This is a genomic window from Streptomyces sp. NPDC044033 (assembly GCF_056434425.1).
Map to the genome: position 1 here is coordinate 15,545 of NZ_JBWKFF010000009.1, position 19,858 is coordinate 35,402.

Consider the following 19,858-nt stretch of genomic DNA (forward strand, 5'->3'; position numbering starts at 1 on the left):
GCGTGTGAGGGGGCGTGTTTTGTGTGTCCCGCCTTCGGGGGAGCGGTTGATGGTTGTGGGGTTTCGGTTGTGTTTCGCCCCCCCGGGGGGCGCCGCCCCCGAGGCCGTGCTGGAGCTGCCGGATGCGCCGGAGGGCGGGGCGGCGGAGGTGCGGGGCGGGTCGGTTACAGCCCCAGGTCCTTGATGATCTTGGCGACGTGGCCGGTGGCCTTGACGTTGTACAGGGCGTGCTCGACCTTGCCCTGTTCGTCGACGATGACGGTGGAGCGGATGACGCCGGTGACGGTCTTGCCGTACAGCTTCTTCTCGCCGAAGGCGCCGTAGGTCTCCAGGACCTTCTTGTCGGGGTCGCCGACGAGGGTGACCTTGAGGTTCTCGGCCTCGCGGAACTTGGCGAGTTTCTCGGGCTTGTCGGGGGAGACGCCGATGACGTCGTAGCCGTGGCCCGCGAGGAATTCGAGGTTGTCGGTGAAGTCGCAGGCCTGCTTGGTGCAGCCGGGGGTGAGGGCGGCGGGGTAGAAGTAGACGATGACCTTGCGGCCGCGGTGGTCGGCGAGCGAGACCTGCTTGCCGTCGGCGTCGGGCAGGGTGAAGGCGGGGGCGGTGTCGCCGGGCTGAAGTCGCTCGCTCATGGCTCTCCTCATGGCTGGGTGGCTGTGCCCCCGAGCGTAGCCACGTCCCCGATCGGGGGTGCTGTGGGGCGTACCCGCGACGGAGCTGACAGACTGTCCATCACGGAACATCGACATGACGGAGGCAGCGCGGTGTCGGAAGCCAGGACCCCTGCGCAGATCGAGGCGGACATCGCCCGTAGGCGGCGGGAGCTCGCCGTGACGCTGGACGAGATCGGGGTGCGGGTGCACCCGTCGACGATCGTCGGTGACGCGAAGGCGAAGGTGGCCTCGACCGTGGACCGCACCGCGGGACGGGCGTACGTCGCGGTCAACCGTGTGGTCTCCGACGCGCGGGCGCAGTTCGTCTCGCCGGACGGGGCGCCGCGGGTGGAGCGGATCGTGCCGGCCGCGCTGCTGGTGGTGGGCGTGGTGGGGCTATTGACCCTGTCCTCGCGCCGTCGCCGGGACTGAGTTCCTCCGTACGGACCGGGTCCGGCCCGCCTCCGTACCGGCGACCCCTACTTGTGCGGTCCCGTGCCCGCGGGGGCGGGCCGGGCAGGTACCGTCTTGGCGTGAGCGAGAACCCCACCCACGACAAGCTGCCCATCCGGATGCTGCACGACCGGGTGCTGGTCCGTACCGACATCCCGGAGGGCGAGCGCCGGTCGACCGGCGGCATCGTCATCCCGGCGACCGCGGCGGTCGGCCGCAGGCTGGCCTGGGCCGAGGTCGTCGCGGTCGGGCAGAACGTACGGACGGTGGAGCCGGGCGACCGGGTGCTGTACGACCCGGAGGACCGGGCGGAGGTCGAGGTCCGCAGCGTGGCGTATGTGCTGATGCGGGAGCGGGATCTGCACGCGGTGGCGGCGGAGCGGCTGGAGGGTTCGGAGGACTCGACGGGGCTGTATCTGTAGCGGTCCGCGGCGGCTGGGCGCCGTCCGTGGCGCGGGGGCTGGTGGCTGAGGTCACCAGCCTTTTTCGTGGGGTTTTTGCTACGGTTGCCGGGAACCCGACGAGACGCGCCGTACCGGGTAGGCAAAGACGACGCACCCCTGTTGAAGCTCGTTTTCACGGAGGTGCCGTCATGGCATGGATTCTGCTCACGATCGCCGGTCTGCTTGAGGTCGGCTGGTCGATCGGGATGAAGTACACCGAGGGTTTCACCCGGCTGTGGCCGAGTGTGTTCACGGTCGTGGGTATCGCGGCCAGCATGCTGCTGCTCTCGCAGGCCGCCAAGACGCTGCCGATCGGCACGGCGTACGGCGTGTGGGTGGGCATCGGGGCGGCCGGCGCGGCGGTGCTCGGGATGGTGGTGCTCGGCGAACCGGCGACCGCGGCGCGGATCTTCTTCGTCTGTCTGCTGCTGGTGGCGGTCGTCGGTCTGAAGGCGACCTCGGGCCACTGAGGGCTCGTCCCGGCCGCCCGGCCCCTCCTGGTCTCCCGGCCGCCTGGCCGCCTGACCCCCTCCTGGTCTCCCGGCCCGCCTGGTCTCCCGGCCGCTGGGTGGTCAGGAGGCCAGCAGGTCGTCCAGCTCGGAGGCGAAGAGCACGGCGGGGTCGATGCCCATGCCGGTGAAGTGGCCGGCCAGTTCCAGGGACAGGACGCCGTGCACCCGGGTCCAGGTCGTCAGCGCCCGGCGCAGCGTCGCGGGCGGCGCGGAGTGTCCGTGTGCCCACTGGCGGTGGTCGGCGAGGTGGGTGTCGAGCGCCGTCGCGGGGCGGTCCGCGGGCGGTCCGCAGGCGTCGAGGAGCGTCGCCATGATCTCGGCCGCGATGGCGGTGACGTCGTCGGGCGCGTGGTAGCCGGGGACGGGTGTGCCGTAGATGAGGAAGTAGCGCTGGGGGTCGGCCAGGGCCCAGTCGCGCAGGGTGTGTGCCTGCCCGGTGAGGTCGGCGCCGTCCTCGGCGGCGGCGCGGACGGCGTCGGCGATGCTGCGGTACGCGTCCCTGATGAGCGCGGTGATCAGTTCGTCGCGGCCGGCGAAGTACCGGTAGAGCGCGGGGCCGCTCATGCCCATCTGTTTGGCGATGGCGTTCAGGGAGAGGCCGGACGCTCCCGAGGCGGCGATCTGCTGCCGCGCGTGGTCCTTGATCTCCGTACGTACTTGGTCCCGGTACCGCTCACGGGGCGTCGCCTTGGCTGCGGCCATTACCCACCACGTCCCCTCTGGCTGTGCTGGCTGCTCTGGTGTGCTTTTCCTTGGGTGACAACTTATCGCCACGGATAGAGCATGCAGCGAACCGGTCCGACGGCACCTTGACAGCTTAGTGTTGACTCATCATTCTTGTTAATGCTTATAACTGTAGTGATCATTTATAGGTGCGGGCTGTGGTCCGCACCGTCCGCGCGATCTTCGAGGTTTCTCTCATCCGCGCCGGCCACGGCGCACGACGCTCCAGGAGAGCAGTCATGATCAGAGCCCGTAAGCGCTTCCGACCCGCCGCCGTCGTCATCGCCCTGGCGGCCACGGCGGCCCTCGCCGCCCCGGCGGTCGCGCTGCCCGCCCAGGGCGGCCGGCAGTCCTCCGCCGCGCGTATCAGCTGGCGCGACTGCGAGGACCGGGATTTCCAGGGCATGCGGTGCGGCACGATCCGGGTGCCGGTGGACTGGTCGCGCCCGGGCGCCGGCAGTCTCACCCTCGCCCTCGTCCGCCGCCCGGCCGACGACCAGGCGCACCGGCAGGGCACCCTGCTCATGAACGACGGAGCCGGCGGGTCGTCGATCGAGCAGCTGCGCCTGGCGATACGGTCCGGCTTCCCCTCGTACGCGGGGGCCATGACCGAGAGGTTCGACATCGTCGCGGTGGACCCGCGCGGAGTGGGGCAGAGCACGCCGGTCCGCTGCTCTGAGCCGCTCAAGCCCGCCGGTGTCAGCTACTTCCCGCGCGACCGGGCCGCGTTCGACACGCTCGTCGCCCACAACCGGGCCTTCGCCGAGAACTGCCTGCGCGAGAACGGCCCGCTCGTCGCCCACACCGACCTGACCAGCACCGCCCGGGACTTCGAGGCGGTACGGATCGGACTGGGCGAGCGGCGGCTGAACTGGTACGGCATCCACTACAGCACGCTGCTCGGGCGCACCTACGCCGATCTTCACCCCGGCCGGCTGCGCACCATGGTCCTCGACACGGCGCTGGACGACACCGGTTCGCCCACCGAGCGGATCGTCAAGGAGGCGGCGACCGCCGAGGACGCGTTCAACCGCTTCACCGCCTGGTGCGCCGGCTCGGCGAAGTGCGCCCTGCACGGCGAGGACGCGGCGGCCGCGTACGACGCCCTCGTCGCTCGCGCCGACCGCACCCCGATCCCGGCCCCCGGCGCGGGCCACCGGCCGCTGACCGGCGAGGACATCCGCGGCGCCACCCAGGACTACCTGTCCCTGTCCGCGTTCACCTGGCCCGCGCTGGCGCGGGCCATGGCCAAGGCCAGGACCGGCGACGCCACGGACTTCACCGTCGTGCCCGACGCCACGCTGGACCGCGTCCAGGTCCTGGTGCCCGCCTGCCTGGACAGCGCGCGCCCGGTGGCCACGTTCGGCGAACTGACCCGGCTGCGGCAGCGGGTGGCGCGCACCTCGCCCCATCTCGGCGGCGCCGTACGGTCGTGGACCGCGCTCGCCGGCTGCCTCGGCTGGCCCGTACCGGCCGTCCCCGTCGACGCCGGCGACCCGGTGCGGGGCGCGCCGCCCGCGCTGGTCCTCCAGTCCACCCACCAGGCCCTGGCCCCGCACAGCGCGGGGTACGCCATGGCGGATCAACTGCCCGGCAGCGTCGTCCTGAGCCGTGAAGGCGACGACTACAGCATGGTCCTGTTCTCCCGGTGTGTCCGCGATGCCGCCAACCGCTACCTGACCACCCGCGCCCTGCCCGCGCCGGACACCACCTGCACCGACTGAGCCGCGCTCCGGCACCGCCCATGGCGCTGTCGGCGCGGCGTGGAATCTAGGGATCGAGCAGCGAGTCCTGGTTGCCGAACGCGCCGTCGTCGTCGGGGCCGGGGGTCTCGGGCGGCGGGGTGGGGGCGCCCGTGGGCCGGGTCGGGGCCTCGGTGGGCGGGGTGTCGGAGGTCGGCGGTGAGCTGGGGGTGGTGGGGTCGGAGGAGGTCGGGGGGCCGCTGGTGGCGGTGGGTTCGTCGGAGGCCGAGGAGGCGGGCGGCTCGGAGGGCGTGGACGGTTCGTCGGAGGGGGCCTCGGCGCCGCCCTCCAGGTTCAGGTCGAAGTCCTCGGCGGGCTCGTCCCCCAGCGCGGCGGCGGTGTACGCGGCCCAGATCTGGGCGGGCGGGCCGCCGCCGTTCATACGGGGCTGGCCGGCGGCCCCGTACAGCGGCTTCTGGACGGCGCTGTCGGGGTCCTGGCCCATGACCGCGACGACGGTGGCCAGGTCGGGGGTGTAGCCCGCGAACCAGGCGGCCTTGTCGTCGTCCGCGGTGCCGGTCTTGCCCGCGGCGGGCCGTCCGGCGGCCTGGGCGGCGGAGCCGGTGCCGTTGTCGACGACGCTGCGCAGGATCGAGGTGGTGGTGTCGGCGGCGTCGCGCGGCACGGCCTGCTTCTTCCCCCGGCCGGGCAGGTCGACTTGCTCGGCGCCCTTGGTGGCCTTGGTGACCATCGTGTACGTGCCGTGCTCGCCGTGGCCCGCCAGCGTGGCGTACGCCTGGGTCATGTCGAGGACGCTGGCGGTGGCGACGCCGAGGGCCATGGAGGGGAAGGCGTTGAGGTTGGGGGTCTTCTTCGGCAGGCCGAGGGCCGTGGCGGTGTCCTTGACCTTCTGGGTGCCGACGTCCTCGGCCATCTGGGCGTAGACGGCGTTGACGGACTTGTCCATGGCCTTGGTGACGGTGACCCGGCCGTAGGAGACGTCGTCCTCGTTGGGCGGCGCGTAGCCGACGGGGCCGTTCGGGCCCTGCACCGGGCGGCGGTTGGTGCCGTCGTAGCCGGTGTTCGGGGCGATGGCCCGGCCGTCCTGGGTCTTGGAGCCGTTCTGCACGGCGGAGGCGAAGATGAAGGGCTTGAACGTCGAGCCCACCTGGTAGTCGCGGCGGGTCGCGTTGTTGACGTACTGCTTGGTGTAGTCGACGCCGCCGTAGAGGGCGACGACCTTGCCGGTCGCCGGGTCGATGGACGCGCCGCCGGCCCGTACGTACGAGTCGACCTTGCGGGAGTCGCTGAGCTTGTCCATCAACTGCTCGCGCACCGCGGTGACGAAGGCGTTCTGGCGCTTCTTGTCGATGGTGGTGGTGATGCGGTAGCCGCCGGTCGCCAGCGTCTGCTCGTCGATGAGCTTGTTGCCGGTCAGGTAGGACTTGACGGCCTCGACGAGATAGCCGCGCTGGCCGGACATGCCGGCGGCGGGCTTGGCCTTGCCGGGCACCGGGAACGTCATGGCGGCCCGCTCGGACGCGCCGAGCCACTTCTCCTTGACCATGCCGTCGAGCACGTAGTTCCAGCGGTTCACGGCCCGCTGCTTGTTCTCCGGGTGGGCGACGACGTCGTAGGCGCTGGGCGCGTTGAGGAGCGTAGCCAGATAGGCGCCCTGCGCGGTGCTCAGGTCGCCGACGTCCTTGCTGAAGTACGCCTGGGCGGCGGCTTCGATGCCGTACGCGTTCCGGCCGAAGTAACTGGTGTTCAGATACCCCTGGAGGATGCCGTCCTTGCTCTCCTCGCGGTCCAGCTTGATCGCGATGAAGAACTCCTTCGCCTTCCGGCTGAGGGTCTGCTCCTGGCCCAGGTAGTAGTTCTTGACGTACTGCTGGGTGATGGTGGAGCCGGACTGCTTGCCCTTGCCGATGACGGTGTTCCACGCGGCCCGCAGCATCGCGCCGGGGTTGACGGCCGACTCGGAGTAGAAGCCGCGGTCCTCGGCGGCGAGCGCCGCGTGCTGCACGGTCTTGGGGACCTTGCTGAGCGGCACGTTCTCGCGGTTGACCACGCCGTCGCGGGCGAGTTGGGAGCCGTCGGCGTAGAGGTAGACATTGCTCTGCGCGACGGCCGCGTCGTTCGGCTTGGGGATGTCGACCAGCAGATAGCCCGCGATCAGGCCGCCCGCGATGAGCAGCACGATGAGCAGGAAGCCGCCGAGGAGCATGCGCCAGGTGGGCAGGAGGCGGCGCCAGCCGGTGCGCCTGGGGCGGCGTCTGCCCGCCTTCTTGGGCGGCCAGCCGTCCGTCGTGGCGGCACCGTCGCCGGGCGGCTGCTGCTCTGGCTGCTGGTCGCTCATGTGTGGGGGGACTCCTCGGCCGCCGCCGGGGTTCGGCCCGGCGGGACGGATTTGTGGCGGGCGGTTCCCATATGTCTAGTACGTCCCATAAAACACTCTCGCACCATGCGTTCCGTGAATAGGGGGCGGCACGCACCTGTGACACCTCTGTAACGAGCCGTTCGGCCCCGGCTGTCCACCCCAACGAGTGAAAAATGTGTGGCATCGGCCGCGACCGCGTGGCTAGGCTCTGATCTTTTGCTGCCAGGTCCCCCCGCTGAGCGGGTGCGGGGCCGAGGCGGGGCCGAGAGCCGCCGGAGAGACGGCGATCCGAGCGGGAGGGGAGCACGAGATGCGGCTGTACGCAGCCGTCGCGGTGAACGGCTTCCGGCGGTACGCGACCTACCGGGTCGCCACCGCCGCGGGCGTCTTCACCAACACCGTATTCGGGTTCATCGTCGCCTACACCTTCATCGCCCTGTGGAGCGAGCGGCCCCACCTCGGCGGCTACGACCAGTCGCAGGCCCTCACCTTCGTCTGGGTCAGCCAGGCGCTGCTCGCCGCGTGCGCGCTGCTCGGCGGCGGCTTCCAGGACGAGCTCCAGGAGCGCATCCGCTCCGGGGACATCGCCGTCGACCTCTACCGGCCCGTCGACCTCCAGCTGTGGTGGCTCGCGAGCGAACTGGGCCGGGCCGCCTTCCACCTGCTCGGCCGGGGCGCCGTGCCGCTGGCCGTCGGCGCGCTCGCCTTCGACCTCTCCCTCCCCGCCTCCCCGCTGACCTGGCTGGCCTTCCTCCTCGCGGTCTTCCTCGGCATCGTCGTCAGCTTCGCCGTCCGCTACCTGGTGGCCTTGTGCGCCTTCTGGCTGCTCGACGGGGCCGGGGTCAGCATGGTCACCGGGCTCGCCTCGATCTTCTTCTCCGGCCTGCTGCTGCCGCTCAACGCCTTCCCCGGCGGCTTCGGGGAGTTCGTACGGACGCTGCCCTGGGCCGCGATGCTCCAGGTGCCCGTCGACGTACTGCTCGGACAGGCCACCGGCACCGGGCTGCTGACGGCGCTGGCGTTCCAGGCGGGCTGGGCGGTGGCGCTGCTCGGGGCCGGCCGGGCCGTCCAGGCGCTGGCCACCTCGAAGGCGGTGATCCAGGGTGGTTGACGGAATCCGGGCGTACGGGCTGATCGTCGCGATGTGGGTCCGCTCGACGATGGCCTACCGCGCGTCCTTCCTGATGACGACGGTCGGCAACTTCCTCGGCAGCGGCCTCGACTTCGTCTCGATCCTGTTGATGTTCTCCCACATCGAGGCGCTCGGCGGGTTCACACTGCCGGAGGTCGCGCTGCTGTACGGGGCGACGAGCACCTCGCTCGGCCTCGCCGACCTCTGTCTCGGCTCGATGGACCGGATCGGGCAGCGCGTGCGCGACGGCACGTTCGACACCCTGATGGTCCGCCCCGTGCCGGTCTTCGCGCAGGTCGCCGCCGACCGCTTCGCGCTGCGCCGGCTCGGCCGGATCTCGCAGGGCGTGCTGGTGCTGGGTTTCGGACTGGCGCGCGCGGACGTGGTGTGGACGCCGCTGAACGTGCTGCTCATCCCGGTGATGGTGGTCAGCGGCGCGGTGATCTTCGGATCGGTCTTCGTGGTGGGCGCGGCCTTCCAGTTCTGGGCGACCGAGGCCGCCGAGGTGCAGAATTCCTTCACCTACGGCGGCAACACGCTGCTCCAGTACCCGCCCACCGTCTTCGCCAAGGAGCTGGTCCGCGGGGTGACGTTCGTCGTGCCGCTCGCCTTCGTCAACTGGCTGCCCGCGCTGCGCCTGCTGGGCCGCGAGGACCCGCTGCACCTGCCCGGCTGGGTGGGCCTGTGCGGACCGCTGGTCGCGGCGGCGATGGCCGCGCTCGCGGGGCTGGCCTGGCGGAGCGGGCTCAGAAGCTATCGGAGCACGGGAAGTTGAGGGTGGAGGCGCACGATGCACGACAGCGACCGCACGACGCACGGCGATGACCCCGAGCGGTTCATCGAACTGGACGGCGTGCAGAAGGTCTTCGACGTACGGCGCAAGGCCGGGCTGCTGCGCCGCGAGAAGCGCGAGGTACGGGCCGTGGACGGCATCAGCTTCACCGTGCCGCGCGGCCAGATGGTCGGCTACATCGGGCCCAACGGGGCCGGGAAGTCCACCACCATCAAGATGCTGACGGGCATCCTGGTGCCCAGCGCCGGGCGGCTGCGCGTCGCGGGCGTCGACCCGTCGCGCGAGCGCACCCGGCTCGCGCGCCGCATCGGCGTGGTCTTCGGGCAGCGCACCACCCTGTGGTGGGACCTGCCGTTGCGCGACTCGTACCGGCTGGTGCACCGCATGTACAAGATCCCCGACGCCCGGTACCGGGAGAACCTCGACCGCTGCGTCGAACTCCTCGACCTCGGCGACCTGCTGGACGTGCCCGTACGGCAGCTCTCGCTGGGCCAGCGGATGCGCGGCGACATCGCCGCCGCGCTGCTGCACGACCCGGAGGTGCTCTACCTCGACGAGCCGACCATCGGCCTCGACGTGGTCAGCAAGGCCAAGGTCCGGGAATTCCTGCGCGATGTGAACGCCGAGCAGGGCATGACGGTGCTGCTCACCACGCACGACCTCACCGACATCGAGCAGCTGTGCGAGCGCGTGATGGTCATCGACCACGGGCGGCTCGTGTACGACGGCGGGCTGAGCGGCCTGCACGCGGTGGGGGAGAGCGAACGGACCCTGGTGGTGGACCTGGAGCGGGAGCTGCCGCCGATCGAGGACGTGCCGGGGGCTCGTACGGTCAGGGTCGAGGGGCCGCGGCAGTGGCTGGCGTTCGCGGCGACGAGCAGCGCGGCGCCGATCGTCGCGGCGGTCGCGGAGCGGTACCCCTTGGTGGATCTGTCGGTGCGGGAGCCGGACATCGAGGCCGTCATCGCGAAGATGTACGCGGAGCGGTCGGCTTCGTGACCTGCCCTCGGCTGCGCGTCGCGGGCATCGATCCGTCTCGGGAGCGCACCCGGCTCGCGCTTGCGTACAAGTAGCGCCCGGCCCTCTGAATGGGTCGGGCGCTGCTCTGTAGTCGGGATCTTGGTGGGTGGCTACGGACGGAGGAACTCCCCGTCCGACATGCCGCCCGCGAACGCGTCCCACTCGCCGGGGGTGAAGACGAGAGCGGGGCCGTTGCCCTTGTCCTTGCTGTCCCGCATGGCTACGCGGCCATCATCGAGGAACGCTATCTCGACGCACTGGCCGTTGTTCTGGGAGCGGCTGGACTTATGCCACACCGCGCCCGCGAGGTCTGAACTCATCATCGCGCAAACTCCTTTGCCGCTTGTCGAAGCATGTTCTGCGTGTTCTTGGCGTCCAGGGTCGCGTCCCAGATCGACGTGAACGCCTGGTCGTACCGCTCGATCTCTTGTGGCTTGTCGAGGTAGAGGTCACCGGTGAAACCCTCCATGTAGACGGTGGGCGGCTCCATCGGTTGACCGTCACCGCTGACAGGGAAGCGGAGGATGGTGAACGGGCCGGACATGAGTCCGTGATGCAAGCCTGCTGCGAACGGCACGACCCGCAGTGAGACGTTCGGCATGTCCATCGTCTCTGCCAAACGGTCCAACTGGCGAGCCATGACGTCACCGCCGCCGACCGGCTGGTGAAGAACCGCTTCACCGAGCGCCAGTTCCAAGGTAGGCGGGGCGGTCACCCTGGTCAGCAGCTCTTGACGCGCCAGTCGGACATGCACCCGCCGTTCGATCTCGTCGGACGCAACGTCGGGGTTGTCCGCCTGAATCAAGGCGCGGGCGTAGTCATCCGTCTGCACGAGGCCCGGAACCAGGTCCTTGATGTACTGACGCAGACTCGTCGCCGCGCCCTCCAAGCCGATGAACAGGTCGAACCCTTCAGGGATCACGTCACCGTAGGAGTGCCACCACCCTCGGTTCTTTGTCTCCTTGGCCAGGCCCATAAGACCCTTGGTCAACTCGGCGTCCGCGCCGTACACGCGGCACATGGCCTCAACGTCCAGGCTGCGCATGGACGTTTGCCCCGTCTCGATGCGCCAGATCTTCTGATCCGACCATTCCAGGGCCGTCGATGCCGCACGTACGGTCAGCCGCGCGCGATTGCGCAGCTCACGCAGGTGTCGCCCCAACTGACGGCGAGGCACGGTCGAGCCGCTTGCCGCTTCCACCACGTGGTGTACCTCCGATCTGGAATCCATCTTACATCCGAAATGGAAACCTACATCTACCCGATGTGGAATAGGGGATATGAGTTCGAATATGCGACTCCGGATTCTCGATATGGAGTGTTGCATATTCGAATAGTCCAGTGCTTCACTCGGTAACGCAGGGCATGAACCGCAGCGCTGAGAGTGAGCGCGGGCAAGGGAGGGCAGGACGTGAAGCCGCTGATGTTTGGCTATATGCGCGTACCGAGTGACATGCCTGACGAGGAGGTGCACCAGAGGCAGGCGGACATGACCGTGTACGCCGACGCCGAAGGTTTCACCCTCGCGACCGTGTTCCACGAGCTGTTGGACGGGCGAATCGACGCCTTCGGCGAGATGATCGAGGCCATCCAGCGCGCGGAAGCCCGCCACGTGATCATCCCGTCCTACCGCGACCTGGCCATTACCCGAGCGCTCCAGAACGCCATGATCCTGAACATCGAGCACGTATCCGCGCAGGTCGTGAGCTTGGACGAGTGCGCGTGAACCAGAGCCAGGACGACGAAGAACCCTTCTACTTCTCCCAGCGCGCCCGCTTCATGGATCAGCTCAGCTTTGCCGCTGTCGGCTCGGCGGTGAGTATGTCCCGCCACTTCATGAGGCTCACGCTCGGCAAGTGGCACGCCCGCTCCATCGAAGGGGACGCCACCCTCGTCGTCTCCGAGTTGGTCACGAACGCCGTGAAAGCGACCGGCGTTCTCGACCGCCGGCCAACGTGGCTGGAGCTGGAGACCTTGAACCTCGTGACCGTGCGCTTGGTCGGCCTCGACACCAGCGTCGTCATCGAGGTGTGGGATACATCCAAGGGAATGCCCGTCCTCCAGAAGGCGGACGACGACACCGAAGGCGGGCGCGGTCTCCTGCTCGTCCAGGAGACGACGAAGTGCTGGGGTTCCTACCGCACGCCGCGGGGCAAGTTGGTTTGGGCTGAGATCACGGTGCCCGAGGCGACTCCTGCCGTGCCGCCGCACCGCCGTAGGTCGGAGCGCTCCAACGTAGGGCCGGCCGCGCGGGCTGATCCCTGGCTCTTACGCCGCGTGCTCGTCGGCCTCCGGGCCGTCTGACCAACACTCGCCCCGGCAGAGAGAAGACGACGGGCACCCGCTGGTGGATCTGTCGGTGCGGGAGCCGGACATCGAGGCCGTCATCGCGAAGATGTACGCGGAGCGGTCGGCTTCGTGACCTACGGTCGATAGGCTGTCCGGTATGAGCGAACTCCCTGAGATGCGAGCCTCCGACGCCGAGCGCGACCGCATCGCCGAGGCCCTGCGGGAAGCGCTCGCCGAGGGACGGCTGGACATGGAGGAGTTCGACCAGCGGCTGGGGTCGGCGTACGAGGCCCGTACGCACGGCGAGTTGGAGGTCCTCGTGCGCGACCTCCCGGCGCCGGGCCGGGCCGGGGCGGACGTCTCCCGCAAGGCATCGCCGTCCGCCGCCGACCCGGCCTGGGCCGACCGCATCGGCGGCCGGGCCACCTCCCGCTGGGCCGTCGCGATCATGGGCGGCTTCCAGCGCGGGGGCGGCTGGACCGCGCCGCGCGTCTTCACCTCCGTGGCGTTCTGGGGCGGCGGCCAGATCGATCTGCGTGAGGCGCGCTTCGAGGACCGCGAGATCGTGATCCGCTGCTTCGCGATCATGGGCGGCATGGAGGTCGTCGTGCCGCCCGACGTCGAGGTGCACGTCAACGGCATCGGCATCATGGGCGGCTTCGACGACAAGGCCAGCGGGCCGGGCACGCCCGGCGCGCCGCGCGTCACCGTCACCGGCCTGGGCTTCTGGGGCGGCGTCGGCGTCACCCGCAAGGAGCGCAAGGCGGTGCGCGAGGAGCGGCGCAAGTCGCTGGAGTAGGGGTGAGGGCGGCGCGTCAGAGCGTTGCCGCCGCCCCCTTCTTGAGGCTGTTCAGATCCACCGCGCGGGCCATCGCGCGGTAGCCCTGGTCGCTGGGGTGCAGATGGTCGCCGGAGTCATACCTCGGGTTGAGGCGCTTCGGTGCGGCCGGGTCGCGCAGGGCGCGGTCGAGGTCGATGACGTCGTCGTAGACGCGGCCCGCGCGGATCTCCGCGTTGACCGCCTCCCGTACGGCCTCCAGCCGCGGGTCGTAGCCGCGGTGGCCGCCGAACGGCATCAGGGTGGTGCCGTACACCGGCAGCCCGCGCGCGTGCGCCCGCGCGACCAGCTCCCGCAGGCCCGCCACGATCCGGCGGGGGTCCCTCTGCTGCGGCAGCCGCAGGATGTCGTTGACGCCGAGCTGCGAGATGACGGCCCGTACGCCCGTCCGCGCGAAGACGTCGCGGTCGAGCCGGGAGAGGGCGCTGGGGTTGGCGGAGGCGCGGCCGTGCATGCCGCTCAGCAGGACGCGGTTGCCGCTGATGCCCTGGTTGAGCACGCCGTAGCGGGGCGCGTCCGGCTCGGTGCGCAGCCGGGCGGCGAGGAAGTCGGTCCAGCGGTGGTTGGCGCCCGCGGTGGAGGTGACGCCGTCGGTGATGGAGTCGCCGATGACGGCGACGGCGCCCTGGGCGTTCTTGTTCCACACGTCGACGCCGGTGAGATAGCGCCAGTACGGGCTCTGGCCGGTGTACGCGGTGCCCGCGCCGTCCTCGGTCCGGTCGCCGTGCGCGAGGTAGGAGGTCTGGCGGGCGTGCGGATGGTAGGTGACCGACCCGGAAGGCGTCGGGGAGTAGGTGGTGACCAGCAGGTCCGCGGCCGCGGGCACGGCGAGCCGGACGGGGTCGCTGACGACCGAGCGGCCGGCCGGGATGGTGACGCCGGTGCGGTTGCCGAAGGTGAGGCGGCGCATGGTGCCCGGTGCGGCGCCCGGGTCGCTGGGGGCGGCGGCCAGGGCCAGGGACGCGTGGGTGATGGCGAGCGGCTGGGTGCCGTAGAGGTTGGAGAGCTGGATACGGGCGCTGGTGCCGCCGATGCTGGTGTGCACCACGTTCCGTATCGACATGCCCGCGAAACCGCCGAGCGTACGGGGCTCGGCGGCCGACGCCGACGTGCCCCAGGTGCCGACCCAGGAGCCGGTGGAAGCGGGGGAGGCGGAGCCGCGGGACTCCTGCGGCGCCGCTTCCGACCGGCCGTCGCCGGTACGCGCCCCGATGAATATGGCGGCCGACATGAGGACCACCACGGCCGCCAGCGCGGCCAGCACGGCATAGGCCGAGCTGCGGGGCATGGGGGGCCTGGACATGGGCGGACTCTCCTCGCAGGGGCGCAGTCGGTACGGGATCAGCGGCGCCGTCGCAGTCCGATCGGTCTCCATGATCCCATGGCGGCGCGGGGGACTGCCCGGCGGACAGCGCGGTACCTGGGCAGCGCACCGCGAACCAGGGCGGCCGCCTGCGGCGCGGCCCCTACAGCTGGGACGCCGGGAACTCCGGGTCCGTTCCCCGAGTACCTCGTACAGGGACAATTGCCGAAGGACGGCTCGAACGGGTGGAGTGGATGGAACCGACGCACACGGAAAGATCGGCGAGGACCGCCGGGGCGGATGCCGCTGGGGCTGACGCCGCTGGGTCCGGCCCCGCCGGAGCAGGCACTGCCGGGGCGGCCGACGCCCCGGCAGACGGGTTCACGTACAGCGCCGCGGATGAGGAGAAGCGGCGCGGCGTACGCCGGATGAAGACGCTCGCGACGGGGCTGCTGCTCGCCGTCGCGCTGGTCTATGTACTGGCCAAGTGGGCGCAGTCCGCCGGGGCCGGGGGCTGGACGGGGTTCGTGGCCGCCGCCGCGGAGGCGGGCATGGTCGGCGCGCTCGCCGACTGGTTCGCCGTCACCGCGCTCTTCAGACGGCCCATGGGGCTGCCCATCCCGCACACCGCGATCATCCCGACGAAGAAGGACCAGCTCGGGCAGAGCCTCGGCGAGTTCGTCGGGGAGAACTTCCTCTCCGGCGACGTGGTGCGGCAGCGGCTGCGCGCGGTGGGCATCGGCTCCCGGCTGGGCGCCTGGCTCGCCGAGCCCGAGCACGCCGACCGGGTCACCGCCGAACTGGCCACGGCGCTGCGCGGCGCGCTGAGGGTGCTGCGCGACTCCGATGTGCAGGCGGTGGTGGGCGAGGCGATCACCCGGCGGGCCGACGCGCAGGAGATCGCGCCGGGCGTCGGCAAGATGCTGGAGAAGGTCGTCGCGGACGGGGGCCACCGCAAGCTGGTGGACCTGGTGTGCGTACGGGCCCACGACTGGCTCGTCGAGCACAGCGCGTCGGTGATGGACGCGGTCACCGGCGGTGCGCCCGGCTGGACGCCGCGGTTCGTGGACCGCAAGGTCGGCGACCGGGTGTACAAGGAGCTGCTGCGGTTCATCACCGAGATGCGGGACATGCCGGACCACCCGGCGCGGGGGGCCGTGGACCGGTTCCTGCGGGACTTCGCGGGCGACCTCCAGGCGGACACCGAGACCCGGGCGCGGGTGGAGCGGCTGAAGTCGGAGGTGCTGGGCCGCGGCGAGGTGCAGGACCTCATCGCCTCCGCGTGGAGCTCGGTGCGGGCCATGATCGTGGCGGCGGCCGAGGACGAGCGCAGCGAGCTGCGGCTGCGGGTCCGGGCGGCGATCCTCTCGCTCGGCAACCGGATGTCGGGGGACGAGCGGCTGCGGGCGAAGGTCGACGGGTGGCTGGAGGACGCGGCCGTCTACGTCGTGACGACCTACCGGGACGAGATCACCTCGCTGATCACGGACACGGTGGCGGGCTGGGACGCGGAGCACACGTCGAAGAAGATCGAGGCGCACATCGGGCGGGACCTCCAGTTCATCCGCATCAACGGCACCGTGGTGGGCGCCCTCGCGGGGCTGTGCATCTACGCGCTGTCGCAGGCGTTCGGCGGGTGAGGATTCTTCGGTGGTGAGGGGCCTTCGGCGGTGAGGAGCCTTCGGTGGTGATGGTTCGTCAGGGGTGATTCGTCTTCGGCGGGTCGTTTCTCTGGCGGTCCGCGCCCGCAGGGCCTACCGTGCGGCGGATGCGGGAGCGGATTCCGGTGGTGGTGCGGGGGCGGCGGGGCCGGCGGCCCCTGGGGGCGCGGCTGCTGTGGGGCGGCGCGGAGCTGGTGGTGACGCTCGGGGCCGTCGTGCTGCTGCTCGTCGCCCACCAGCTGTGGTGGACGAACCGCGAGGCGCGGGCGAGCGCGCGGGACGAGGTCGCGGAGCTGGAGCGGGGGTGGTCGGCGGGGGCCCCTTCCGAGGATCCGGCGGACCCCGAGGCGCCGCCTTCCGCCGACGGGCGGGGCACCCCGTCCGCCGAACCCTCCGTGTCCTCGGGCGAGGTGACGACGGGCACCGGCCGTAGTGCGCCCCGCCGGGACGCCGCGTACGCCGTCATCCGCATCCCGAAGATCGGCGTCACCGCGCCCGTGGCGCAGGGCATCAGCAAGGCGGGCGTCCTCAACAAGGGGTACGTGGGGCATTACGTCCACACCGCGCAGCCGGGGAAGCGGGGGAACTTCGCGCTCGCCGGGCATCGCAATACGCACGGAGAACCGTTCCGCCGCCTCGACCGGCTGCGGCCCGGGGACACCGTGCGGATCGACACCGACACCGCCCGCTACACGTACACCGTCGAGCGCACGCTGCCGCAGACCTCGCCCTCCGACGGCACGGTCATCGCCCCGGTCCCGTACAGCTCGGCGCACCCCGCCTACCGCTACGCGGAGCCCGACTCGTATCTGACGCTGACGACCTGCACGCCGGAGTTCACGTCGACGTACCGGCTGGTGGTGTGGGGGAGGTTGACGGCGACGGAGCCCCGTTAGGGTCTGCGTCGTGCTGAAACGTCCCGCCCTGTTGTGGCTGCTGGTGCCGTACGCGCTCTTCCTGGGCGCGCTGCCGCTCGTCGACCGCGTCCATCCGACCGTGCTCGGCCTGCCTTTCCTCTTCTTCTGGCTGCTCCTCGCGACGCTGCTGACGCCGCTCGCGGTCTGGTTCGCCTGGCGCTCCGACCGGCGGCGGCACAGCCGCGCCGGGCACGGGCGCGGCCCTGACGGGCACGGGCGCGGCCCTGACGGGCACGGGCGCGGCCTCGACGGGCACGGGCGCGGCCTCGACGGGAACGGGGGCGCCGCGTGAACGCCACCGTCGCGACGTCCGTCTTCGGCGTCTTCATGGTGCTCACCGTGGGCCTCGGGCTGCTCGCGGTGCGCGGGCGCGGCTCCGGCGGCGGGCTGGCCGACTGGTCGGTGGGCGGCCGGAGCCTGGGCCCGGTCTTCATCTGGGTGCTGATGGCGGGCGAGGGCTATACGAGCTTCAGCTATCTGGGCGCGGCGGGCTGGGGGTACAACTACGGAGCTCCGGTCCTGTACGTCATCGCGTACATGTCCTGCGGCTACGCGCTCGGCTACGTCGTCGGGCCCATGCTGTGGTCGTACGCCCGCCGGCACGGCCTCGTCTCGATCACCGACATGGTCGCGCACCGCTACGGGCGGCCGTGGCTCGGCGCGTTGGTGGCGATCCTGGCGACCGTCTGCCTGTTGCCGTACATCCAGTTGCAGATCATGGGGATGGGCGTGGTCGTCACGACGATCTCCTACGGCGCGATCAGCCTCAACTGGGCGTACTTCGTGGCCTTCGCCGTCACCACCGGCTTCGTGGTGGTCAGCGGGCTGCGCGGCAGCGCCTGGGTGTCGGTGCTCAAGGACGTGCTGGTCGTCGGGACGCTGGCGTTCCTGGCGATCTATGTGCCGCTGCACTACTTCGACGGCTACGGGGCGTTCCTGGACCGGATCGTGGCCGAGAAGCCGCAGTGGCTGACGTTCAGCGGGCACGGGGGCAGCGGGATGGGCGAGGGCTGGTTCGTGACGACGACGTTCCTCAACTCCCTCACCGTGGTGATCTTCCCGACGACCGTCGCGGGCTATCTGGGCGCGCGCAGCGCGGACGGGCTGCGGCGCAACGCGGTCTTCCTGCCCTTCTACAACGTGCTGCTCTTCGTGCCGATGCTGCTGGGCATGGCGGCGATCTTCGTGGTGCCGGGGCTGGTCGGCGCGGACTCCAATCTGGCGCTGTTCAAGCTGGTCGTGGACGCGCTGCCGGCCTGGGCGGTCGGGGTGGTCGGGGTGGCGGCGGCGCTCTCGTCGATCGTGCCGATGGCGGTGTTCATGCTGGTGATCGGGACGATGTGGGGGCGCAGCGTGCTGGGCGCGGTGCCGCGCCTGGCGACCCGGCAGAAACTGTTCTCGCAGGTCGTGGTCGTCGTGGCGGGCGCGCTGGCGCTGCTGCTGACGTACACCATGCCCCAGACGCTGGTGCGGCTCTCGCTCATCTCGTACGAGGGCATGGCACAGCTCGTGCCCATGGTGCTGCTGGGGTTGGTGTGGCGGCGGATCACGCTGTGGGGCGCGCTGAGCGGGCTCACCGTCGGGGCCGTCATCGTCTGCGCGCTGGTCTTCACCGACCACGACCCGGTGTGGGGGATGAACGCGGGGATCGTCGCGCTGGCCGCGAACGCCGTCGTGACGCTCGCCGTCAGCCGGTGGGGACCGCGTACGGCCGACCCGCGGCCGGACGAGGAGGTGCTGGCCCGGGACGACGAGGACTTCGCCGGGCCGGGCGGGAGCGGGGACGGGGGCGGGAGCGGGGGCGCGGAGGAGGCCGCGGTCAGTAGCCGTCCGTAGCGGTCGCCGCCTTGGTGACCTTCTCGCCGTCGCCGGAGACGGCGAACCACAGGCCCATCTTTCCCTGGCCGTTGACGTCGCCGGCCTTCTTGTCGCCGGTGAACCAGTAGACCGGCCAGCAGTCGACGGCGAGCTGCTTGGTGCCGTCGGGGCGGGTCACGGTGGAGATGAGCTTGGCCGGGATGCCGGTGAGTTTCGTCTTGTCGGCGGGGGTCGCGGGCTTCCAGGTGTCGAGGCAGGCCCCGGTGCAGCCGAACCTCATCGGCCAGGCGCTGTCCTTGTTGAAGCGGTAGAGGGTCCGGCCCCGGCCGTCGGTGAGGATCTTGCCGAGGGCGGGGTTGTCGGAGAGGGCGACTCCGGCGGCGCCGTTCGCGGTTGCTCCGCCGGGCTTCGCTCCGGTCTTCGCTTTGGCCTTCGTCCCAGCCTTAGCCCCGGCCTTAGCCCCGGCCTTAGCCCCAGCCTTCGTCCCGGCCTTCTTTCCGTCCGGGGCCAGGGCGTGCCAGGTGCCGCCCACCCCCTGGCCCTTGGCGACACCGGGTTCGGAGTCCTTGGCGTAGCGGTACACCGGCCAGCCCGCGAGGGTGAGCTGCGCGGTGCCGTCGGCCCGTGCGACCCGGCCGAGCTGCCCGGCGGCGATGCCCGCGGACGCGGTGGCGTCGTCGGCGGGGACGGCCGGCCACGCCTTCGCGCAGTCGCCGTCGCAGGCGGATGCGGGCGGTTCGGCGGTGTCCTTGTCGAAGCGGTAGAGGACGGCGCCCTTGCTGTCGGTGACGACGGGGCCGATGCCGGAGACGTTCCGTACGGCCAGCTTCTTGGCGGCGGCGCCCGCCCCGGCCCCTGCCTTGGGGGCGCCGCTGCCGTAGCCGGACCCCGACCCGGACCCGTAGCCGTCGCTGTCGTCGCCGGAGCCCGGTGCGAGGGAGGAGCTTTTGCCGGCCGGTACGGACTTGCCGCTGCCCTGGTACGAGTCCCCGCCCCCGCAGCCCGCGGCGGTCAGTGCCAGCACCGCGACGGCCGCGCTCGCGAGCGCCGTGTGACGTCGATTGCCCATGATCTCTCCTCTGCCGGTTCTGCCGGTTCTGCCGGTGATCCGCCGGAGCGTGCGCGCCTCCGCCGTCGCTGTGGGGATACGGGGGCTGGGAGGGGGCTGCTCAACCGCTGCGGGAGTTGTCACATCACGTCGTACGGCGGGCAGTTCACGGCGGAATGCGTGGCGTGCGGAC

General features: G+C 71.0%; 21 protein-coding genes and 1 riboswitch. Of the genes, 14 read left to right on the top strand and 7 right to left on the bottom strand.

Translation table 11 applies throughout. The features are described 5' to 3' along the window. Positions 1 to 164 precede the first annotated feature (164 nt). Positions 165 to 632 carry a thioredoxin-dependent thiol peroxidase gene (bcp, locus tag AC07AB_RS17615; RefSeq protein WP_478567187.1) on the bottom strand — a complete coding sequence of 156 codons (468 nt, stop codon included), beginning with the start codon at positions 630 to 632 and terminating at the stop codon, positions 165 to 167. A gap of 132 nt (positions 633 to 764) precedes the next feature. Between bcp and AC07AB_RS17620 the strand changes: the two genes are divergently transcribed. From AC07AB_RS17620 to AC07AB_RS17630, 3 genes are all read left to right on the top strand, one after another. Next, positions 765 to 1,085, top strand: coding sequence for a DUF3618 domain-containing protein (locus AC07AB_RS17620; protein WP_478567190.1), 321 nt, complete (start codon positions 765 to 767; stop codon positions 1,083 to 1,085). A gap of 140 nt (positions 1,086 to 1,225) precedes the next feature. Further along, a complete protein-coding gene (locus tag AC07AB_RS17625; protein ID WP_478567852.1) occupies positions 1,226 to 1,528 on the top strand; it encodes a GroES family chaperonin in 303 nt (100 codons plus the stop codon). Positions 1,529 to 1,602: 74 nt separating this feature from the next. Continuing rightward, positions 1,603 to 1,665: riboswitch (guanidine-III (ykkC-III) riboswitch) on the top strand. 33 nt (positions 1,666 to 1,698) lie between these two features. Continuing rightward, positions 1,699 to 2,019 carry a DMT family transporter gene (locus AC07AB_RS17630; protein WP_478567193.1) on the top strand — a complete coding sequence of 107 codons (321 nt, stop codon included), beginning with the start codon at positions 1,699 to 1,701 and terminating at the stop codon, positions 2,017 to 2,019. A 102-nt stretch (positions 2,020 to 2,121) separates the two neighbouring features. Here the strand turns inward: AC07AB_RS17630 and AC07AB_RS17635 are convergent, their stop codons facing one another. After that, complete coding sequence (locus AC07AB_RS17635; protein WP_478567196.1) at positions 2,122 to 2,763, bottom strand: TetR/AcrR family transcriptional regulator; 642 nt, start codon at positions 2,761 to 2,763, stop codon at positions 2,122 to 2,124. 260 nt (positions 2,764 to 3,023) lie between these two features. Here AC07AB_RS17635 and AC07AB_RS17640 point away from each other — a divergent pair, with 260 nt between their 5' ends. Continuing rightward, positions 3,024 to 4,508, top strand: coding sequence for an alpha/beta fold hydrolase (locus AC07AB_RS17640; RefSeq protein WP_478567199.1), 1,485 nt, complete (start codon positions 3,024 to 3,026; stop codon positions 4,506 to 4,508). A 46-nt stretch (positions 4,509 to 4,554) separates the two neighbouring features. On the opposite strand, the gene AC07AB_RS17645 is transcribed toward AC07AB_RS17640, so the two are convergent. Further along, positions 4,555 to 6,825: a transglycosylase domain-containing protein gene (locus tag AC07AB_RS17645; protein ID WP_478567202.1), complete on the bottom strand. Its 2,271-nt coding sequence runs from the start codon at positions 6,823 to 6,825 to the stop codon at positions 4,555 to 4,557. A gap of 331 nt (positions 6,826 to 7,156) precedes the next feature. Here AC07AB_RS17645 and AC07AB_RS17650 point away from each other — a divergent pair, with 331 nt between their 5' ends. Genes AC07AB_RS17650 through AC07AB_RS17660 form a run of 3 tightly spaced genes read left to right on the top strand, consistent with a single transcriptional unit; the run spans position 7,157 to position 9,770 of the window. After that, the gene (locus AC07AB_RS17650; RefSeq protein ID WP_478567205.1) at positions 7,157 to 7,957 is read left to right on the top strand and encodes an ABC transporter permease; all 801 of its coding nucleotides are present in this window, start codon (positions 7,157 to 7,159) and stop codon (positions 7,955 to 7,957) included. Positions 7,958 to 7,988: 31 nt separating this feature from the next. Then, on the top strand, positions 7,989 to 8,753 hold the full coding sequence (locus AC07AB_RS17655) for an ABC transporter permease (RefSeq protein WP_478567855.1): 765 nt from the start codon (positions 7,989 to 7,991) through the stop codon (positions 8,751 to 8,753). A gap of 15 nt (positions 8,754 to 8,768) precedes the next feature. Beyond that, entirely contained in the window at positions 8,769 to 9,770 is a 1,002-nt protein-coding gene (locus AC07AB_RS17660) for an ABC transporter ATP-binding protein (protein WP_478567208.1), read from the top strand. A gap of 131 nt (positions 9,771 to 9,901) precedes the next feature. Here AC07AB_RS17660 and AC07AB_RS17665 read toward each other — a convergent pair whose 3' ends face one another. Together AC07AB_RS17665 and AC07AB_RS17670 are read right to left on the bottom strand one after the other, a co-directional pair. Then, positions 9,902 to 10,114 carry a DUF397 domain-containing protein gene (locus tag AC07AB_RS17665; protein ID WP_478567211.1) on the bottom strand — a complete coding sequence of 71 codons (213 nt, stop codon included), beginning with the start codon at positions 10,112 to 10,114 and terminating at the stop codon, positions 9,902 to 9,904. Then, positions 10,111 to 10,995, bottom strand: a complete 885-nt coding sequence (locus tag AC07AB_RS17670) for a helix-turn-helix domain-containing protein (protein WP_478567214.1) — start codon at positions 10,993 to 10,995, stop codon at positions 10,111 to 10,113. The genes AC07AB_RS17665 and AC07AB_RS17670 overlap by 4 nt, the downstream gene beginning before the upstream one ends. 207 nt (positions 10,996 to 11,202) lie before the next feature. On the opposite strand from AC07AB_RS17670, the gene AC07AB_RS17675 reads away from it, so the two are divergent. From AC07AB_RS17675 to AC07AB_RS17685, 3 genes are all read left to right on the top strand, one after another. Beyond that, positions 11,203 to 11,517: a recombinase family protein gene (locus AC07AB_RS17675; RefSeq protein ID WP_478567217.1), complete on the top strand. Its 315-nt coding sequence runs from the start codon at positions 11,203 to 11,205 to the stop codon at positions 11,515 to 11,517. Continuing rightward, on the top strand, positions 11,514 to 12,095 hold the full coding sequence (locus tag AC07AB_RS17680) for an ATP-binding protein (RefSeq protein ID WP_478567220.1): 582 nt from the start codon (positions 11,514 to 11,516) through the stop codon (positions 12,093 to 12,095). Before AC07AB_RS17675 ends, AC07AB_RS17680 begins: the two co-directional genes overlap by 4 nt. A gap of 142 nt (positions 12,096 to 12,237) precedes the next feature. Beyond that, positions 12,238 to 12,879, top strand: coding sequence for a DUF1707 SHOCT-like domain-containing protein (locus tag AC07AB_RS17685; protein ID WP_478567223.1), 642 nt, complete (start codon positions 12,238 to 12,240; stop codon positions 12,877 to 12,879). A 16-nt stretch (positions 12,880 to 12,895) separates the two neighbouring features. On the opposite strand, the gene AC07AB_RS17690 is transcribed toward AC07AB_RS17685, so the two are convergent. Continuing rightward, positions 12,896 to 14,221: an SGNH/GDSL hydrolase family protein gene (locus tag AC07AB_RS17690; RefSeq protein WP_478567226.1), complete on the bottom strand. Its 1,326-nt coding sequence runs from the start codon at positions 14,219 to 14,221 to the stop codon at positions 12,896 to 12,898. A gap of 254 nt (positions 14,222 to 14,475) precedes the next feature. Between AC07AB_RS17690 and AC07AB_RS17695 the strand changes: the two genes are divergently transcribed. The 4 genes from AC07AB_RS17695 (at position 14,476) to AC07AB_RS17710 (ending at position 18,635) form a co-directional block, all read left to right on the top strand. Further along, entirely contained in the window at positions 14,476 to 15,861 is a 1,386-nt protein-coding gene (locus AC07AB_RS17695) for a DUF445 domain-containing protein (RefSeq protein ID WP_478567229.1), read from the top strand. 128 nt (positions 15,862 to 15,989) lie between these two features. After that, the gene (locus AC07AB_RS17700; RefSeq protein WP_478567232.1) at positions 15,990 to 16,778 is read left to right on the top strand and encodes a class E sortase; all 789 of its coding nucleotides are present in this window, start codon (positions 15,990 to 15,992) and stop codon (positions 16,776 to 16,778) included. A 10-nt stretch (positions 16,779 to 16,788) separates the two neighbouring features. Then, complete coding sequence (locus AC07AB_RS17705) at positions 16,789 to 17,091, top strand: DUF3311 domain-containing protein (RefSeq protein WP_478567235.1); 303 nt, start codon at positions 16,789 to 16,791, stop codon at positions 17,089 to 17,091. Then, positions 17,088 to 18,635 (top strand): sodium:solute symporter family protein, encoded by a 1,548-nt coding sequence (locus AC07AB_RS17710; RefSeq protein ID WP_478567238.1) that lies wholly within the window; start codon positions 17,088 to 17,090, stop codon positions 18,633 to 18,635. The genes AC07AB_RS17705 and AC07AB_RS17710 overlap by 4 nt, the downstream gene beginning before the upstream one ends. Here AC07AB_RS17710 and AC07AB_RS17715 read toward each other — a convergent pair. Next, positions 18,619 to 19,686, bottom strand: coding sequence for an SCO0930 family lipoprotein (locus AC07AB_RS17715; RefSeq protein WP_478567240.1), 1,068 nt, complete (start codon positions 19,684 to 19,686; stop codon positions 18,619 to 18,621). The genes AC07AB_RS17710 and AC07AB_RS17715 overlap by 17 nt on opposite strands. Between the last annotated feature and the right edge of the window lie 172 nt (positions 19,687 to 19,858).

Bases quoted from the DNA above. Each gene is read 5' to 3' on its own strand.
- bcp (WP_478567187.1), bottom strand. From the start codon at position 632: ATGAGCGAGCGACTTCAGCCCGGCGACACCGCCCCCGCCTTCACCCTG.
- AC07AB_RS17625 (WP_478567852.1), top strand. From the start codon at position 1,226: ATGCTGCACGACCGGGTGCTGGTCCGTACCGACATCCCGGAGGGCGAG.
- AC07AB_RS17630 (WP_478567193.1), top strand. From the start codon at position 1,699: ATGGCATGGATTCTGCTCACGATCGCCGGTCTGCTTGAGGTCGGCTGG.
- AC07AB_RS17635 (WP_478567196.1), bottom strand. From the start codon at position 2,763: ATGGCCGCAGCCAAGGCGACGCCCCGTGAGCGGTACCGGGACCAAGTA.
- AC07AB_RS17640 (WP_478567199.1), top strand. From the start codon at position 3,024: ATGATCAGAGCCCGTAAGCGCTTCCGACCCGCCGCCGTCGTCATCGCC.
- AC07AB_RS17645 (WP_478567202.1), bottom strand. From the start codon at position 6,825: ATGAGCGACCAGCAGCCAGAGCAGCAGCCGCCCGGCGACGGTGCCGCC.
- AC07AB_RS17650 (WP_478567205.1), top strand. From the start codon at position 7,157: ATGCGGCTGTACGCAGCCGTCGCGGTGAACGGCTTCCGGCGGTACGCG.
- AC07AB_RS17655 (WP_478567855.1), top strand. From the start codon at position 7,989: ATGTGGGTCCGCTCGACGATGGCCTACCGCGCGTCCTTCCTGATGACG.
- AC07AB_RS17660 (WP_478567208.1), top strand. From the start codon at position 8,769: ATGCACGACAGCGACCGCACGACGCACGGCGATGACCCCGAGCGGTTC.
- AC07AB_RS17665 (WP_478567211.1), bottom strand. From the start codon at position 10,114: ATGATGAGTTCAGACCTCGCGGGCGCGGTGTGGCATAAGTCCAGCCGC.
- AC07AB_RS17685 (WP_478567223.1), top strand. From the start codon at position 12,238: ATGAGCGAACTCCCTGAGATGCGAGCCTCCGACGCCGAGCGCGACCGC.
- AC07AB_RS17690 (WP_478567226.1), bottom strand. From the start codon at position 14,221: ATGTCCAGGCCCCCCATGCCCCGCAGCTCGGCCTATGCCGTGCTGGCC.
- AC07AB_RS17695 (WP_478567229.1), top strand. From the start codon at position 14,476: ATGGAACCGACGCACACGGAAAGATCGGCGAGGACCGCCGGGGCGGAT.
- AC07AB_RS17700 (WP_478567232.1), top strand. From the start codon at position 15,990: ATGCGGGAGCGGATTCCGGTGGTGGTGCGGGGGCGGCGGGGCCGGCGG.
- AC07AB_RS17715 (WP_478567240.1), bottom strand. From the start codon at position 19,686: ATGGGCAATCGACGTCACACGGCGCTCGCGAGCGCGGCCGTCGCGGTG.